The sequence below is a fragment of the Paenibacillus terreus genome (assembly GCF_042138595.1).
In the GTDB taxonomy this organism is placed as follows: Bacteria; Bacillota; Bacilli; order Paenibacillales; family Paenibacillaceae; genus Paenibacillus; species Paenibacillus terreus.
Genome location: NZ_JBHIRX010000029.1, coordinates 1 through 15,866, shown reverse-complemented (window position 1 = coordinate 15,866; position 15,866 = coordinate 1). Strand labels below are relative to the sequence as shown.

Sequence of the window (15,866 nt, the reverse complement as noted above, 5' to 3'; positions counted from 1 at the left end):
GATTTTATCGGTTGATACAAGTTATTATACATCATACTATATATTCTACAAACGAATATTAAATATACATCTGTAGAATTGAGGAGAGATATTTATGGCCCATTTAAGTACAGAAAATCAGCTCACTGCAAGTGAACAACAATTGCTCAAGAATGCTGCAGAGTTAGTTCCCTATCTTCAAAAGTTCGCAGGCAGAATTGATGAAGAAAGACATATTCCTGAAGAAGTTATTCAGAAAGTATCGGATGCCGGATTATTTAAGCTTGGTACTCCAAAAAAGTACGGAGGTCATGAAGTTAGTATCCGTGCAATGGTCGAGATTATTTCTGAAGTGGCTAAGGGGAATGGATCGGTTGGTTGGGTCGTTCAAATCATAAACGGAAATAACTACACTGTTTCATTGTCTTTACCTGCGGAAGCATTGGATTCGATCTTTAATCAAGAAGAGGAAGTACGTTTTTGTTCTGTTCTGGGTCCAAGGAAAGCAGTTGTAAAAAAGGTAGACGGAGGTTATTTGGTAGAGGATGGCTTCTGGGGATTCGCTTCGGGCTCCAAACATGCAACACATGCATTTTTAAATTTAATAGATGGTAACTCCATGCAAAAAAACAAAAATACAGGAATGATGCTGGCTGTTGTTCCGATGAGTGAAGTCACGATTGTAGATGATTGGTACACCATGAGTCTAAAAGGCTCTGCAAGCAATAGTTTAACAGTAAAAAATGTGTTTATTCCAGAAAAGTACGTAACACTCCAGGACCCGAGTCAGGTAAAAGCTTTGCCAGCCGAATTAAAAGGGATTGACAGATATAAACCTTATGTACAGGTTATTACTAGTATAACAACCGGAATAAGCGCAATCCTTGGCCTTGCCAGGGGGGCAGTCGAGTATTTTGTTGAAAAAGCGCCTAATAAGGGGATTACGATGACAATCCATACTTCTCAGGCAGAAGTGGGACATATTCAGTATAAAGTAGGACTTGCGGCTATGAAGGTTGAATCCGCTCATCTTCATATCAGCCGTACGATTGATAATTTAGAGAATCACGTGCAAAGCGGAAAAGCATTCAGTGTGAAAGAATTTGCACAACTCCAAACGGATATGACGTATGCAGCTATGCTGTGCTGGGAGGCAGTAGATATGCTAATGGCAGAAAGCGGAGGGGGCGTCATTGCCGATTCGAATCGATTGTCTCAAATATTCCGGGACATTAGAGGCGGGGCCAATCATGCGCTTACTACTGCATCCACTGGACTGGAGTTATACGGAAGGGTACTCATGGGTTTGCCGCCACAACATATAATGACACTGGGTGCAGCTGGCTCTCAAAAAAATAACGAGTAGAGCAGGAGTAGTAGCTGATGATGAAGATCGCGATCATTTCAGGAAGTCCAAATGAAAAATCCCGCATAAACGGAGTTATCCATTATGCAAAGTTAAAATTGGAACAAAACGGTTGTGAAGTGTCGATTATTGATGTGTATTCATTACCTCCGAAAGATTTAATGCATGCAAATTTTAATAGTAAGCCTATCCTGAGTGCAAATACTAAAGTGGAAGAAGCAGCAGGAATCATTATTGCCAGTCCCGTTTATAAAACAACTTATACCGGAGTTCTTAAAGCTTATATTGATTTATTACCGCAAAAAGGTTTTAAAGATAAAATAGTAGCAGCTTATTTTGTAGGAGGAACCATTTCGAACTTGCTGTCGATCGATTATGCGTTAAAACCTTTATTAGCATCCATGGGAGCCAAATGCTTTGCCGATAATGTGTTTGCGGTAGACAATCAAATCGAACGTACTGAAGATCATGAACAAAAAATTACATTCCAATTATCAGATGAGGTGAAACAACGTATTGAAGCTTCTGCTTTGGATCTGATTTCCTCAAGGGTATTAACTAAGCAAAATCGGTGAAATTGCTCGCATAAAAAAAAGGGATTGACGCACCCTAAAGCAAAAAAAGGTGGCAAAAGTTTTATGAGCAAGCTTGAAGAAGTGAACAAAAGCCCCATGAAAGGAAACACGTCCGATAAATTAACGTCCGCTGAAGTGGGGAAATTGTGGGCAACTTATATGGGGAACAGCATGGCCCGCTGCGTACTGCGCTACTTTCTTCGACATGTGGATGATGAAGAAATCCAAAGTGTCTTGGAGGAGGGGCTTCAGCTGGCTGATCGATTCGCGCAAACCGTTTCGGACATCTTCACCCGGGACAATCATCCGGTTCCAGTCGGCTTCACGGAGGACGATGTTAATCTTGAAGCCCCCCGGTTGTTTGCCGATGAGTTTTACCTGCACTACTTGAAATACACCGGCAAAGCCGGGATCAGCATTTACGGGATTGCTGTACCATTGATGAGCCGGAAGGACATCCGCGATTTTTTTTCCGATTGCCTCGCTTCTACGGTCAAACTGTTAAACGATGTTAACGATTTGCTCGACGCGAAAGGCTTTTTGGTCAAACCGCCTTACATCCCGGTGCCGAAGAAAATCGATTTCGTGAAAAAGCAGGGGTATTTGAATGGTTTCTTTGGGGATGTCCGTCCGCTTCAAGGGCTGGAAATCACGCATCTCTACGATAACATCCAGAACAACGCAGTCAGCATTGCAGTGTTGCTTGGCTTCTGCCAGTCAGCCGAACTTCAGCAGGCGCGGGATTATTTTAAAAGAGGAAAGGCAATCGCCAGCAAGGAATACGAAATTTTAAGCAAGCTGTTGGTCAAAGATGATTTGCCTACTCACCCGCTCATCAATCATCTGGTCACCGATTCCACTTCATCACCATTTTCTGATAAATTGATGATTTCCCACAAAATAGACATGTACTCGATGCGAATTCGAACGTATGGCAATGCCTTGGCCTTCAGCGCTAGACATGACGTAGCGGCCACATACGCAAGATTCATAGTCGAGGTAGGAAATTACGTAGAAGACGGAGCCAACATCATGATCGATTTGGGGTGGATGGAACAACCTCCAGAAGCGGCGGATCGCGACGCATTGTCTTGACAGCAGTATCTTTTTGAACCATAACTTAAGAACAAAAGAGAAATTGCAGTCTGGGCTATCGAAATTTCCCAGGCTGCTTTTTCGCGTCCATCTAAATTTATAGCACTTCAATAAATGGGGAGGAAAATTTAACTATATAGAGAAGTATTTAAAATTGAAATTACGAAAGGTTTCTTAACGGGAGGTATATTTAAATTGACCAGATTGCAAGGAAAAATTGCCATTGTTACGGGTGCAAGCCGCCAAGGTGGAATTGGGGCTGCGATCTGCCGGGCATTGGCTAAAGAAGGTGCCAGCCTGTTCTTCACACACCTGTACGACTACGATAAAGAAATTAATCCAAATGATGCTGATGAGAATTGGCCCAGTTTTTTCGCGGGAGAATTACGACAATTAGGCGTTCAAGTTGCACACATGAAATTGGACCTCGCCGAACCGAATTCCGCATCCTATTTGTTGGATGAAGCCCGGAAAGCGCTTGGCCTTCCAACTATCCTTGTCAATAATGCTACGTATAGCGTTGATGCTGATTTTCGTCAATTAAATGAGTCTCTCATCGATGCCCATTGTGCTGTAAACATCAGGGGTACCTTCATGTTGTCCGCCGAATTCGCACGCATGCTTGAGGCAGAGAATAACGCTCGTTCCTCCAATAGTGTGCTTGGTGGACGAATCATCAACCTCACTTCCGGCCAAGGTAAGGGCCCTATGCCTGGCAATCTTGCCTATGCTGCGACAAAAGGTGCCATCTCCGTTTTTACCGAATCACTGGCCGCAGAGCTGGCACCACTTCACATTACGGTTAACGCGGTTGATCCAGGACCTACCGATTCGGGTTGGATGTCCGAAGAGGCGAAAAATGCACTGCTGCCACGATTCCCGATGGGCCGGATCGGTCTTCCGGAAGATGCGGCCCGTCTGATCGCTTTTCTGGCAAGCGACGATTCCGAGTGGATTACCGGCCAAATCATTCATTCTAGAGGTGGTTTCTAAAGGAGTAGACACGACTTTTCATTACACTAGCGGTTACGATAGTTTGTCTGGTTGCAACTGGAATCTATGAAGTAAGGACCTGAGGATTGGTTTTCCATCTTCGATAGTGGACTAAAGGATTATTTTGGGGACTTTGTTCTTGGGACAGCCAAGCAGCGGCTTTACCTGAAAGGCCGCAACTGTCCTACAATTATTGTAATTATTTTATATGATATTACTAATTTGGGTGAAGCTAATGTGTGGCTCTATGAATGAACCGACCCCAATGAGTATGTTGGGGTGTGTAATTTTTACCAATTTGAGCTTCACAAAATGTTGATTTTAGGACACAGGGCCCGTCGTCCCAGGCGGGGAATTGAACCTGCTCGCAGTTCATAAAAAACGTAATGGTATCAAATAGTTACAAGAATTTAACCTTTATAAAAAGCAGCGATTTGTGATGCTTTTAGCAATCTAATCATGCCTCCTTCACTGATTCCTTGTGCTCAAGCGTGCCGGGGTCCATGCAGGACCCGGGACTGATGATCGATTCCGGATGGTCCGTTTACAATGGGACAAGCCCGGTGCACGACAGGCCAGGTGAGAATCTGTGAAATCAGGAGGAATGCGAAAACATGAATTGGAAAGGCAAGATCATTACATTGGGTGTAACAGCAGCGATGCTGACAGCAAGTCTAACAGCAGGAGCATTCTCGGCGTCCGTATCGGCCGCCGCGGTTGAATATTCAAAAGCAAAGGTTATCTGGGGGGTCAATCTGCGCACATCACCTTCGACTTCTGCAAGCATTATTCGTCAGGTGCCTAAAGGTGATACAGTAACGATCCTTGGAAAGTCCGGATCATTATGGTACAAGGTACAGGATTCCGCCAACCAGACAGGATATATATCAGCTTCATCAAAATATACACAAGCCATCAACGGCAGCGCCAGCTCAGATAATACAAGCACTTCGGACTTGGATAGTACTTCCGCCGCCAAAGGCAGCGAAGCTGTTGAAAAGGTAATCGCTGCAGGCATGAAATATTTGGGTACACCTTATGAATATGGGGCAAGCCGCAACAGCACAAAAACATTTGACTGCTCAAGCTTTGTGCGCCGGGCCTTCCTGGATGCGCTTGGCGTCAAGCTGCCATCCGATTCCCGCCAGCAGGGGGATTATGTAAAAGCGAAAGGACCGGTTCAGACCGATTGGAGGAAGCTGAAGCGGGGGGATCTGATGTATTTTATGTCCTATAAAGGAACCAAGGCTTCTGCTTATGCCGGTGTGAACAAGGCCAGTCAACGGATTACACACACGGGCATTTATCTGGGGAACGGCAAAGTGCTGCATACGTATTCCAATGAAGGCGGCGGCGTAACCATCAGCGACATTGCCGGCAAGCATTGGGAATATCGTTTCCTGTTTGGAGGAAGCGCGCTGTAAAGAAATTCAACAGGCGAACCGGACAACGGTCGTCTGTTTTTTCTATTTATCTACACGAAGTGCAGTGGTCTCTGCTTTGCTATATAGATTATGATATACTCTCTTAAGCAACAAAAAGGAGGCCCGTAGATATGAACTCTCATACCTCTGACCGCATAAAAATCCATCCGGGATTATGGGAAACATTTCGTCAATTAGGGATTTCCGCTCATGATATAGCACGCAAAGCACGGCTGCCGCTCACCATCAATACTAAACCGGCAGTATCCACATCTCAATATTTTGCGATCTGGCAGGCCTATGCTGATCTCATTGGTGATCCTGCCCAAGGAATCATCAAGATGGCGACTGCCTTCGAAACGACAAAGTACCCACCGAATGTCTTGGCGACTTACCATGCTCGCGACTACCGCGACGCTCTAAACCGACTGGCCCGGTACAAGCAGCTTTGTCCTCCCGAAAGCTTGCGTATCACCGAGGAGGGGGAGCGCTGTGCCATCGAACTGGAATGGCTGCATACAGAACAACCCTGCCCGCCGATGCTGGTTGGTGTTACGCTGGCTTTTCTTCTGGAGCTTGGGCGCCGGGGCACAGGTCAGCCTATTACGGCGCAGTTTGTCGAATTTTCTCACTCCATGGGGGAAGTGCATGCCCTTGAAGCTTACTTTGGCTGCCAAATCCGGATGGGTGCAAAATGCAACCGGTTGACGCTGCATCGAAGAGATCTGGATCGCCCTTTTCTTTCATACAATGAAGAGCTGCTGGAGATCCTGACCCCTGTTCTGGACCGATCGCTTAACGAGCAGCAGCACAGCCGCTCAATGGCCGCGACGGTTAAATGGATTATGAAACGTTGCCTTACAGGAGGGACGCCTGACATTCAGGCTGTTGCGAAGGAGCTAGGGATGAGTGATCGCACCCTGCAGCGCCGGCTTACTGACGAAAACACGAGCTTCAAGCATCTGTTGGCACAAGCGAGACATGAGCAGGCACGAGATTACCTGGTAGACCCTTCGCTTGATATTAAGGAAGTGGCTTTCTTGCTTGGATATAAAGACCAGAATTCGTTCTACCGCGCCTTTCGCCTTTGGGAGGGGGATACTCCTTCAAATTGGCGTAATGAGCATCTGGGTACAAGCCCAAGCATTTACTGAGTTTATTATTTGGCGTGTTCAACAAGAACTTTGGCGTTATATGCTAGTTACTAAACTGTGACTGCGCGGTAATATAATCTCTGTCCGGAGCACAAGAATGTAAAGGAGAACTGCATGATGGATATGGGATTGAAGAATAAAACCGCTTTAGTTACAGGATCAACGAAAGGCATAGGCAAAGCAATTGCCATTGAACTTGCCAAAGAAGGCGTTAATGTACTCATTAATGGACGAAATTACGAAGAGGTAGAACAAGTTGTAAATGAAATCAAGTCAAATTTCCCGGACACCGCTCCTCAAAATGCTGCAGCCGATCTTGTGGATATTGAGCAAAGGGAAGCTTTGTTTGAAAGATTCCCCAGTGTTGATATTTTAGTAAATAATATGGGCATCTATGAAATTATGCAGTATGAAGACGTTGACGATGAAATATGGGAAAAATACTTCCGTACCAACGTTCTTGCTGCCAATGGTTTATCTAAATTTTATTTGCCTGCGATGTTGAAGAATGATTTTGGCCGCATTATTTTTATTGCAAGTGAAGAAGCAGTTATGCCATCAGGGCAAATGCCCCAGTATGCAGTCACAAAATCGATGTTATTATCCTTGTCCAAAAGCCTGTCCAAATTAACAAAAGGGACAGAAGTTACCGTCAATACAATCATGCCGGGACCCACACTCTCTGAAAATGTGCATCAAATCATTGAGAGTATTTATCCTGATGAAAATATGACTTTTTCCGATAAAGAGAAAGATTTCATGGCCACAAATCTGCCCCAATCCGAACTGCAGCGATTTATCAGGCCTGCTGAAATAGGCAGACTGGCCGCATTTGTGTGCAGTCCTTATGCATCCGCGTTTAAAGGCTCTCCAATCCGTATGGATGGCGGGATGGTGCCTACTATTTTTTAGTATTTTAAAAAGCACCCACTGGGTGCTTTTTAACTTATTTGTAGAATTGTTAGAGCGACTGGCATCTGACATGTTTGAAGATTTTAAAAAGATCTAGGCTTGTGTTGTCGGATTATACGGCAGCGGCTCCCAGTATTCCAGGGAGTGAACGCCGACACCTTCATAAGAAGCGTAACTTTGATAACGATTGTTAATGAGTTCAAGATTTCTTAGCAGCGCAGCTTCACCTAAATGAGCATACGTTAGTTTGTCCGGGGTTACGGGCTTGGTCTCTTGACCAACAATAATGCTTTTCCGTTTACCCAGCTCTTCAGCAAGCGCAATAAAGGGGTCTACAATACTTGCAATAGAATCCGGGCCTTCTAAAAAGTTACGATAAGCCATAATTGCAATTTTGTCATGCAAACGAATCATTTCAGAAGCAGCAGCTGAAAATTGTTCATTTTTCAATGCTAAGGGTAAAGCAGCGGATAATTCGATACCGAGATATTGCTTGACAAAATTGGAATACGATCGAACGTTGGTTAACCAATCTTTAAGAACTTGATGAGGGGTTGTTTCCCATTCATCAAGTGTATGAGGTTCAATATCAATATGAATTCCAGTAAAAAGCTCTGCCGGAGCTGATGCCGATTGATAATTCATAATTCTTGATAATTTTTCTTGAATGTAGTGATACTGATCAGGGTGATACCACGTTTTTTCTCCGAAAGCAGCATGAACCTTAATATTCAATACGCTGGCATCTCTAATAAAAGAACGATACGTCTGATCATTAATTTGATAAAGAGTTTTCGCAAACTCGCGACTTTAGTCATGAGTAAGAAAACTTCGGTTCAGGCATGTCATTTGACATGTCAATGAACCGACATATGGTATACATGATTTTAAATATAATCTACATTTTATCAATATTTACGATGTGTTTTTCTATGACGTATGGTAAAATAATCTTGGTGATAAACTATGGCAGAAACTAGACGTGGCAGAGGGTATGTTTACGCCCTTGAATACCATATCGTATGGTGCGTGAAATACCGACACCGAGTCCTCACGGATAAAGTGGACGCTAGACTCAAGGAAATTCTCCTGCAAGTCGCGTCCGACTACAACTTTACCATCTCTGAAATGGAAACAGATCAAGACCATATCCATGTTCTGGTCGAATGCACGCCACAACATTCCATACCCAACATGGTCAAAGTGTTAAAAGGGATTTCCGCAAGACTTCTGTTTAAAGAATTTCCGCAGCTCAAAAACAAGCTGGGAGGAGACCACCTGTGGAATCCCTCTTACTTTGTGGCGACCGTCAGCGAACATACCGAAGAACAAATCCGGAAGTATATTCAAGATCAGAAAGTGAAGTGAGAATATGCTTGTTCATAAAGCCTACAGGTTTCGTATCTATCCCAACCAGGATCAGATCGTTCTCATTAACAAGACGCTCGGCTGTTCCCGTTTTGTCTTTAATCATTTTCTGGGACTATGGAATGAAACATACTACAGTACAGGCAAAGGATTGTCGTATACCAAATGCTCTGCTAAATTAACCAAATTGAAGCAAGAACTCGTATGGCTCAAAGAACCGGATAAATTTTCTTTGCAAAATGCTCTGCAACATCTGGCCGATTCCTTTGAGAAATTTTTCAGGAAACAAAATGATGCGCCAAGATTTAAGAGTAAAAAGAATCCGGTACAGTCGTATCAAACCAACTACACCAATGGCAATATTTCGATCATAGGTAATAAAGTGAAACTACCCAAATTAGGGCTGGTGAAATTTGCGAAGTCCAGAGAAGTCGAAGGTCGCATCATCAGTGCAACGATTAGGCGCAATCCTTCAGGTAAATACTTTGTTTCGCTGTTAGTGGAAACCGACATAGAGTCCCTCCAAAAAACCAACCGGGAAGTCGGGATTGACGTGGGGATTAAAGATTTCGCAGTTCTATCTAACGGTGAAGTGTTTGAGAATCCGAAATTTCTACGGAAGATGGAGCAAAAACTCATTCGTGAACAACGCATTCTTTCCAGACGGGTGGGAGGTTCCGCCAACTGGAATAAACAACGGGTGAAGGTGGCACGCATCCATGAACGTATTACCAATGCCCGAACAGACTACCTGCAAAAGATTTCAACGCATATCGTCAAAAGCCACGACCTGATTGCGATGGAAGATTTGCAGGTATCTAACCTGATGAAGAATCACAAACTGGCCAAAGCCATTAGCGAAGTATCCTGGAAGCGATTTAGGAAAATGCTTGAATATAAGGCTAAATGGTACGGACGCAGGTTTGTAGCCGTAGGTAAAACCTTCGCCTCGTCTCAAATCTGTTCGTGTTGCGGCTACCAACATAAAGAGGTCAAGGATCTTCGTCTGCGTGAGTGGGAATGTCCAGCATGCCACAGCCACCATGACCGGGATGTCAATGCAAGCAGAAACATTCTTGCCGAAGGCAAAAGACTTCTGTATGAATAGTTGCAAGAACCGCAGGGACTGCGGGGATAGCCTGGCGGCATATCAAATGCTAATTCTGTTCAGTAGAATGGATTACCCAGGAATCTCGTGGCTTTAGCCATGAGAGGTTTCAATGGACAGGAACAAATAAATAACGGAAACATTTTTTTTTGCTGCAAAAGCTTAAGTGCTGCTTCACTAATACCGGGTCAGTAAGGTCCGCTGCTTGCCATAACCATGTTTTTCTGCTCATCTTTTTTTCCTCCCGATATTGTTGTTTATGTTGAGCATTTTCATGCTCTCATCTATATAGGAAGGTTCAGTTGTAAATTAACAACCACATTTATAAATTTTATTAAGATGACTGGTTACAACAGCTTACAAAGAAGAGAGCGCCGGCCCCGGCGCTCTCTTTGCATTATTCATATGTTATCGTTATTCAGCAGGCAGTCCCTTTAACCGGAAGGTTATGCTGGCGAAGTCCCCTTTCAGATCAGAGACGGTGAGACCGATGTTCATTAAGCGGTCCCCGCCAAAGGCTTCGCCGCCGAACGCGAGGCTGAAGGGGGAAGCAGTATCTCCCGCCAAGCTGTTGCCTGTTACCCCGGTTTCGATCTTATATTTTAGCTGCGGGTCCAATCCTCTAAGCGTTAATCGCCGGATCGGGCCGTTTGGCTCAGCCAGCACGCGGAAGTAAGCGACAAATGCTTCGGACCGGTCCGCGCTGACGAACATCCAGGCCGTATCGCCCCGGCCTTCAAAGGGACTGAGGAGCCGGTACATATCCCCTTGCTGCACAAGGGAACGAATTTCCTTGTACTGGGCAATTTGGCTGGCGGCGAGCTCTTTTTCTTCCTTTGTAAAAGCGGTAAGGTCAAGCTCATAGCCAAAGTTGCCGCTCATCGCCACGTCACCGCGGATTGCAAGCGAGGTCATTCTTCCCACCTGGTGGTTCGGAACGCTTGAGACATGTGCGCCCATGGAGCTGGCTGGATACACGATGCTGGTTCCGTATTGGATCGCCAATCTTTCGATGGCGTCGGTATCATCGCTGGTCCAGGTTTGCGGCATATAATACAGCATTCCCGGATCAAACCGTCCGCCCCCGCCGGAACAGCTTTCAAACAGGATGTCCGGGAAACGGGAGGTGAGCCGGTCCATCAGATCGTACAGTCCGAGCATGTAACGGTGTGCGGTTTCTTTTTGCCGTAGGGCCGGAGCTGCTGCCGAAGCAATCTCCGTCATGTTCCGGTTCATGTCCCATTTCACGTAAGTGATCGGAGCGGAAGAAAATACAGCGCTTAGCGTGTCGTATAAATAATCGCATACTTCCTTGCGGGAGAGATCGAGCACCAGCTGGGACCGTGCCTCTGTCCGCCGCCGGCCTTCGGCATGCAGACACCAGTCCGGATGCTTGCGGTACAATTCGCTGTTCGGAGATATCATCTCCGGTTCTACCCAAAGACCAAATTGCAGGCCTTGTTTATTCACTCGTTTCGCGAGGTCGGCAAGCCCGCCAGGCAGCTTGCGGCGGTCCTCAAACCAATCCCCAAGGGAGCTGTCGTCGTTGTCGCGTTTTCCGAACCAGCCGTCGTCAAGCACAAAGAGCTCGATACCGAGGGGACCTGCTTCCTTGGCAATCGCTTCAATTTTATCTGCGTCAAAATTGAAATATGTGGCTTCCCAATTGTTCACCAGGATCGGGCGTTCTTTGTCACGATAGACACCCCGGCACAGGCGTGTGCGGTAGAGCCGGTGATAGGTGCGTGACATGCCGCCAATGCCTTCTCCGGAATAGACCATGACAGCTTCAGGGGTTTGAAAGGACTGCCCCGGTTCAAGCTGCCAGGAGAAGTCAAAGGGATTGATGCCAATGCTTACACGGGTCTGGCTGAACTGCTCCACTTCCGCCTGGGCGATAAAGCTGCCGCTATAAACGAGACTGAAGCCATACACATCACCGTGATCCTCCGTTGCATCAGGTCGAAGCAGGGCCAGAAAAGGATTCATCTGGTGACTGCTTGATCCCCGCCGGCTCTCCAGCCGAATGGCACCTGGGCCGAGCTCGCGGCGCTGGACATGCCGTTCCCGCACCCAGGCTCCGGACAGATAGAGGGCATGGTAATTGGCATCGGCAAAATCGACCGAGGCGCTCAAAGCTTGCTCAAGCGTCATGGCAGCGCTTCCTTTATTCTCAATCATAGCTGAGCGGGCAATAACGCTGTGATTTGCAAATACGGTATACAGAAGCGTGACCTGCAGGCCCGAATATTTGTCCTCAAGGATCAAATAAAGAGTGGCCGCTTCATCATCCGATTCCGTGTAGACGGCAGGCAGTCCTTCGAGCTTGGGTTTCCCCGATGCAATGCGGTAACCGGCATATTTCAGCTCCGTAATCCGGCTACCGTCCTCAAGTATCAGCTGGTAAGCAGGCTGCCGGAAGTCGCTTGTTCCATATTGGGGGTATTCCTGGGGAAGCGTGTCCAGGGAAATCGAGCGGTCGGACGGAACGGGATTCGGAGAGAAGGAGCTGCGCTCCCTAAACTCCAGTATACTGGCCAGATTACTGTCATGATGCAGCTGGGCCCCCCAATAGACATGGGCGGGATATCCTTCCACGAGCTGAATAATATAGCTGGAATCCTTGGACTGCAGGTGAAACAAGCCAAGCGTTTCGTCTACGTGAATATGCATGGAAATTCACTCCTTTAGGGATTCATAAAATAGATTGGGTGCAGGCGCCCGTTTAGCTGTTACCGCACGAGCTCTCCCGTATGATCAGTTTTGTTCCGATGACGCTGTGAGCGGGGGCTTCACGGCCCTCAAACCGTTCGGCCAGCAGCTGGACGGCAGCTTTTCCCATCTGTTCGGGATAGGCACGCACCGTGGTCAGCGGGGGCTGCACGAAGGCGGCCATCTCAATGTCATCAAAGCCCACGATCGCCATCTCCTCCGGCACTTGGACTCCATGTCCATGAAGGGCGCGCAGGGCGCCAATGGCGAGCGGGTCGCTGGCTGCGAAGCAGGCCGTCGGGCGTTCCCGTTCGGCCAAAAGCTCGTTCATCATCCGGTATCCGTCAGCCGTGCTCCAGGCTCCCGTACGGATGAATTGAGGATGATACAGTCCCCGTTCCCGCATGAACCGTTCAAAATAATGCGCCCGCCGCTCTCCGTCGCTCCCGCCGCCGATAAATCCGATGTGGCGGTGGCCCAGCTCCAGCAGATGTCCGAGCGCCTGGTCTACAGCCTGCCGGAAATGGAGCCGCACTGAATCGTATTCCAGCTGCTCCTGATACTGGTCAACCAGAACGATGGTATTTTTGTCGGGATGCAGCTTGAAGGCCTCTTCCGGATCAACGCCGCCCACCACAATCAATCCGTCCGTCTTCTGCAGAGTAGTGATGGAGGAGCGGCCCCGCAGGGTCTGTCCCAGCGTCAAGCCGAGCTCTTCACAGCGCAGTTCGATTCCCCGCCGGATCGAGGCATAATACGGATCGTCCCGCTCTTCTTCGATGGAGCACCATAGGAGGAGGGAGACCGTTTTTCCGGCACGTTCCGTATTTTGCTTCAGCTGTCGCAGCCTGGAAGGTTTATAGCCAAGCTGTTCGGCAACTGCAAAAATGCGGTTTTTCGTATCCGGGCTTACAGCCAGGGACAGGTCGTTGTTCAGAACCCGTGAAACGGTTGCAGCGGACACCCCCGCTTCGCGGGCAATGTCTTTAATGGTTGCCAATGAAGCTCACGCCTTTTTAGTTAATAATTTTACTAAAATAGAACTGAATTCATCCTAGCACACCCTTTTAGTACTTTCAAGAATAAATGGAATTTTAGACGATTACGAACGGACAGGGAGTTGTCTAAATGAAATAGATATGATAGAGTACCAATTAACCAAACATCCTATGTTTGATAAATAGATGAAGAGAGGGTAGACACATGCTTGAGAAAACAAACCGGCTGACGCTGGTTGAGCAAGTCGCACTGCAAATGGAAAGTCTGATCGAATCAGGCAAGTGGGCTGTCGGGATGCGCATTCCGGCCGAGCCGGAGTTGATGGCTGAGTTGAATGTTAGCCGCAATACATTAAGGGAAGCCATTCGGGCATTGATACACGCGGGACTCTTGAAGACGAAGCAAGGGGACGGGACTTATGTCTGCTCTGCGAGCGCTTTGGGGGTCGTGCTGCAAAAACGCTTTTTGCGCTCTGATACGCTGCAGACGTTAGAAGTCCGGCATGCGCTTGAACGTGAGGGAGCCCATCTGGCTGCGCAGCGCAGAACGAGCGACGAGGCGAATGAGCTTCTTCTCCAACTGGAACGCTGGGAGGCGGCGGCAGCACGCGGAGACATGGATGGCTTTGTAACGGAGGATATTCGTCTTCACCAAAGCATCATCGCGGCGTCTCATAATGAAATTTTGATCGAATTATACAACCATATCACGGAAGCGTCACAAGATTTGATTACAAGCCTGACTCGTTATGAAGCCGGTGCGGATTTCATGGAGATGCACCGGCAGCTGGTCGAAGCGATTGTCGGTCAGGAATCCGATCGCGCTGTGGCAGCGGTTCACCGTTATATTGCGGAATCGAAAGCTGTTCTCGATGCCAAAGGAGGGGAACGGCCATGAGCGTACAAAGCAATACAAAGTCAATGATCATGAAGAAGTCGTTGGCGTCGAGTTGGCCGATTATCATAGGCATCGTTCTGATCGCACTGACTATGCGATCACCGCTAACGTCGGTAGGCCCATTGGTTGGCTCGATTCGTGAATCCCTTGGATTGTCGAACACTGCAGCAGGTCTGCTCACGACATTGCCGCTGCTTGCTTTCTCGCTTCTTTCACCGTTCACGCCCGTTCTGGCGCGCCGCTTCGGGGTGGAACGGGCCATGCTTTATGCGTTGGTCCTGCTCATGGCGGGTATTGCTATCCGCTCGCTCGGCGCAGCAGCTTCCTTAATGGCAGGCACTGTTTTGCTTGGGCTTGCCATTGCAGTATGCAACGTACTCCTTCCGAGCCTGGTTAAACGGGATTTTTCCAGTCAGGTCGGCCTCATGACAGGAGTGTACTCCGTGTCGATGAATTTATTCGGGGCGATAGCATCTGGTGTCAGTATTCCGCTCGCCCGCAATCTCGGTTTCGGCTGGACTGGCGCGCTCGGAATCTGGGGTGCACTCGCTCTGCTAGCCGCCCTATTCTGGTTTCCTCAAGCCCGTGCAAGTCACGCGTCCGCCAGGGCAGCAACTAGCGGTGTTTCATCACGGCGAAGTCTGTGGCGTTCACCGCTGGCATGGATGGTCACGCTTTTTATGGGTATGCAGTCGCTCCTGTTCTATGTCTTGATCGCCTGGCTGCCTGAAATCATGACAAGCCGGGGCTTGAGTGAAGATAGCGCTGGTTGGATGTTATCGCTGTTTCAAATCGCAGCGCTGCCCGTATCGTTCATCGTTCCCATCGTTGCGGGACGCATGAAGAACCAGCGTTTGCTGGTCATCATCATGACGATCCTGTTGCTTGTTTCTTTGGCAGGCCTTTATTTCGGGGGAAATGCATTCATTGCGTTATGGACAATTTTACTCGGAATTGGCGCGGGATGTGCGTTCAGCTTGGCCATGATCTTTTTAAGCCTGCGGACGAAAGATGCCCACGATGCAGCCTCTTTGTCCGGCATGTCGCAATCCGTTGGATATTTACTGGCAGCAACCGGACCGACCTTATTTGGTTTGCTCCATGACTTCACGGCAAGTTGGAACGTTCCGCTGCTGCTGTTGTTTGTCGTTAGCGCTCTGCTGCTTATACCCGGCTTAGGTGCCTCAAAAAATCAAACAGTATAAGGGGTAGTTCAAAAAGTCATCTTTTGATCACGAAGGAAGTCAGGAAGCGGACTCGACATCGAATCTTGAATTCAGCCGG

Annotated in this window: 15 protein-coding genes; 11 read left to right on the top strand and 4 right to left on the bottom strand. The window is 47.6% G+C overall.

Annotated elements, in window-relative coordinates:
- The first annotated feature begins 94 nt into the window (after positions 1 to 94).
- The 7 genes from ACE5KN_RS29755 (at position 95) to ACE5KN_RS29725 (ending at position 7,498) form a co-directional block, all read left to right on the top strand.
- Entirely contained in the window at positions 95 to 1,345 is a 1,251-nt protein-coding gene (locus ACE5KN_RS29755) for an acyl-CoA dehydrogenase family protein (RefSeq protein WP_375528741.1), read from the top strand.
- Between the two features lie 17 nt (positions 1,346 to 1,362).
- Complete coding sequence (ssuE, locus tag ACE5KN_RS29750; RefSeq protein ID WP_375528742.1) at positions 1,363 to 1,920, top strand: NADPH-dependent FMN reductase; 558 nt, start codon at positions 1,363 to 1,365, stop codon at positions 1,918 to 1,920.
- A 63-nt stretch (positions 1,921 to 1,983) separates the two neighbouring features.
- Positions 1,984 to 3,015 (top strand): DUF3231 family protein, encoded by a 1,032-nt coding sequence (locus ACE5KN_RS29745; protein ID WP_375528743.1) that lies wholly within the window; start codon positions 1,984 to 1,986, stop codon positions 3,013 to 3,015.
- 195 nt (positions 3,016 to 3,210) lie between these two features.
- Positions 3,211 to 4,008: an SDR family oxidoreductase gene (locus tag ACE5KN_RS29740; RefSeq protein WP_375528744.1), complete on the top strand. Its 798-nt coding sequence runs from the start codon at positions 3,211 to 3,213 to the stop codon at positions 4,006 to 4,008.
- Between the two features lie 614 nt (positions 4,009 to 4,622).
- Positions 4,623 to 5,432, top strand: a complete 810-nt coding sequence (locus tag ACE5KN_RS29735) for a C40 family peptidase (protein ID WP_375528745.1) — start codon at positions 4,623 to 4,625, stop codon at positions 5,430 to 5,432.
- Positions 5,433 to 5,563: 131 nt separating this feature from the next.
- Entirely contained in the window at positions 5,564 to 6,586 is a 1,023-nt protein-coding gene (locus tag ACE5KN_RS29730; protein WP_375528746.1) for an AraC family transcriptional regulator ligand-binding domain-containing protein, read from the top strand.
- 117 nt (positions 6,587 to 6,703) lie between these two features.
- Entirely contained in the window at positions 6,704 to 7,498 is a 795-nt protein-coding gene (locus tag ACE5KN_RS29725) for an SDR family NAD(P)-dependent oxidoreductase (RefSeq protein WP_375528747.1), read from the top strand.
- Positions 7,499 to 7,591: 93 nt separating this feature from the next.
- On the opposite strand, the gene ACE5KN_RS29720 is transcribed toward ACE5KN_RS29725, so the two are convergent.
- The gene (locus ACE5KN_RS29720) at positions 7,592 to 8,233 is read right to left on the bottom strand and encodes a hypothetical protein (RefSeq protein WP_375528748.1); all 642 of its coding nucleotides are present in this window, start codon (positions 8,231 to 8,233) and stop codon (positions 7,592 to 7,594) included.
- Positions 8,234 to 8,464: 231 nt separating this feature from the next.
- On the opposite strand from ACE5KN_RS29720, the gene tnpA reads away from it, so the two are divergent.
- Together tnpA and tnpB are read left to right on the top strand one after the other, a co-directional pair.
- On the top strand, positions 8,465 to 8,866 hold the full coding sequence (gene tnpA, locus ACE5KN_RS29715; RefSeq protein WP_375528749.1) for an IS200/IS605 family transposase: 402 nt from the start codon (positions 8,465 to 8,467) through the stop codon (positions 8,864 to 8,866).
- Positions 8,867 to 8,870: 4 nt separating this feature from the next.
- Positions 8,871 to 9,974 (top strand): IS200/IS605 family element RNA-guided endonuclease TnpB, encoded by a 1,104-nt coding sequence (tnpB, locus tag ACE5KN_RS29710; protein ID WP_375533314.1) that lies wholly within the window; start codon positions 8,871 to 8,873, stop codon positions 9,972 to 9,974.
- Between the two features lie 109 nt (positions 9,975 to 10,083).
- On the opposite strand, the gene ACE5KN_RS29705 is transcribed toward tnpB, so the two are convergent.
- The 3 genes from ACE5KN_RS29705 to ACE5KN_RS29695 form a co-directional block, all read right to left on the bottom strand.
- Positions 10,084 to 10,206, bottom strand: coding sequence for a hypothetical protein (locus ACE5KN_RS29705; RefSeq protein WP_375527445.1), 123 nt, complete (start codon positions 10,204 to 10,206; stop codon positions 10,084 to 10,086).
- A 182-nt stretch (positions 10,207 to 10,388) separates the two neighbouring features.
- Complete coding sequence (locus ACE5KN_RS29700; RefSeq protein WP_375527446.1) at positions 10,389 to 12,647, bottom strand: alpha-galactosidase; 2,259 nt, start codon at positions 12,645 to 12,647, stop codon at positions 10,389 to 10,391.
- 52 nt (positions 12,648 to 12,699) lie between these two features.
- The gene (locus tag ACE5KN_RS29695; protein ID WP_375527447.1) at positions 12,700 to 13,686 is read right to left on the bottom strand and encodes a LacI family DNA-binding transcriptional regulator; all 987 of its coding nucleotides are present in this window, start codon (positions 13,684 to 13,686) and stop codon (positions 12,700 to 12,702) included.
- Positions 13,687 to 13,889: 203 nt separating this feature from the next.
- Between ACE5KN_RS29695 and ACE5KN_RS29690 the strand changes: the two genes are divergently transcribed.
- Together ACE5KN_RS29690 and ACE5KN_RS29685 are read left to right on the top strand one after the other, a co-directional pair.
- Complete coding sequence (locus ACE5KN_RS29690) at positions 13,890 to 14,582, top strand: FadR/GntR family transcriptional regulator (RefSeq protein ID WP_375527448.1); 693 nt, start codon at positions 13,890 to 13,892, stop codon at positions 14,580 to 14,582.
- Entirely contained in the window at positions 14,579 to 15,787 is a 1,209-nt protein-coding gene (locus ACE5KN_RS29685; RefSeq protein ID WP_375527449.1) for a CynX/NimT family MFS transporter, read from the top strand. Before ACE5KN_RS29690 ends, ACE5KN_RS29685 begins: the two co-directional genes overlap by 4 nt.
- Positions 15,788 to 15,866 lie beyond the last annotated feature (79 nt).

Bases quoted from the DNA above. Each gene is read 5' to 3' on its own strand.
- ACE5KN_RS29690 (WP_375527448.1), top strand. From the start codon at position 13,890: ATGCTTGAGAAAACAAACCGGCTGACGCTGGTTGAGCAAGTCGCACTG.
- ACE5KN_RS29725 (WP_375528747.1), top strand. From the start codon at position 6,704: ATGGATATGGGATTGAAGAATAAAACCGCTTTAGTTACAGGATCAACG.
- ACE5KN_RS29755 (WP_375528741.1), top strand. From the start codon at position 95: ATGGCCCATTTAAGTACAGAAAATCAGCTCACTGCAAGTGAACAACAA.
- ACE5KN_RS29745 (WP_375528743.1), top strand. From the start codon at position 1,984: ATGAGCAAGCTTGAAGAAGTGAACAAAAGCCCCATGAAAGGAAACACG.
- ACE5KN_RS29730 (WP_375528746.1), top strand. From the start codon at position 5,564: ATGAACTCTCATACCTCTGACCGCATAAAAATCCATCCGGGATTATGG.
- tnpB (WP_375533314.1), top strand. From the start codon at position 8,871: ATGCTTGTTCATAAAGCCTACAGGTTTCGTATCTATCCCAACCAGGAT.
- ACE5KN_RS29735 (WP_375528745.1), top strand. From the start codon at position 4,623: ATGAATTGGAAAGGCAAGATCATTACATTGGGTGTAACAGCAGCGATG.
- tnpA (WP_375528749.1), top strand. From the start codon at position 8,465: ATGGCAGAAACTAGACGTGGCAGAGGGTATGTTTACGCCCTTGAATAC.
- ACE5KN_RS29700 (WP_375527446.1), bottom strand. From the start codon at position 12,647: ATGCATATTCACGTAGACGAAACGCTTGGCTTGTTTCACCTGCAGTCC.
- ssuE (WP_375528742.1), top strand. From the start codon at position 1,363: ATGATGAAGATCGCGATCATTTCAGGAAGTCCAAATGAAAAATCCCGC.
- ACE5KN_RS29705 (WP_375527445.1), bottom strand. From the start codon at position 10,206: ATGAGCAGAAAAACATGGTTATGGCAAGCAGCGGACCTTACTGACCCG.
- ACE5KN_RS29685 (WP_375527449.1), top strand. From the start codon at position 14,579: ATGAGCGTACAAAGCAATACAAAGTCAATGATCATGAAGAAGTCGTTG.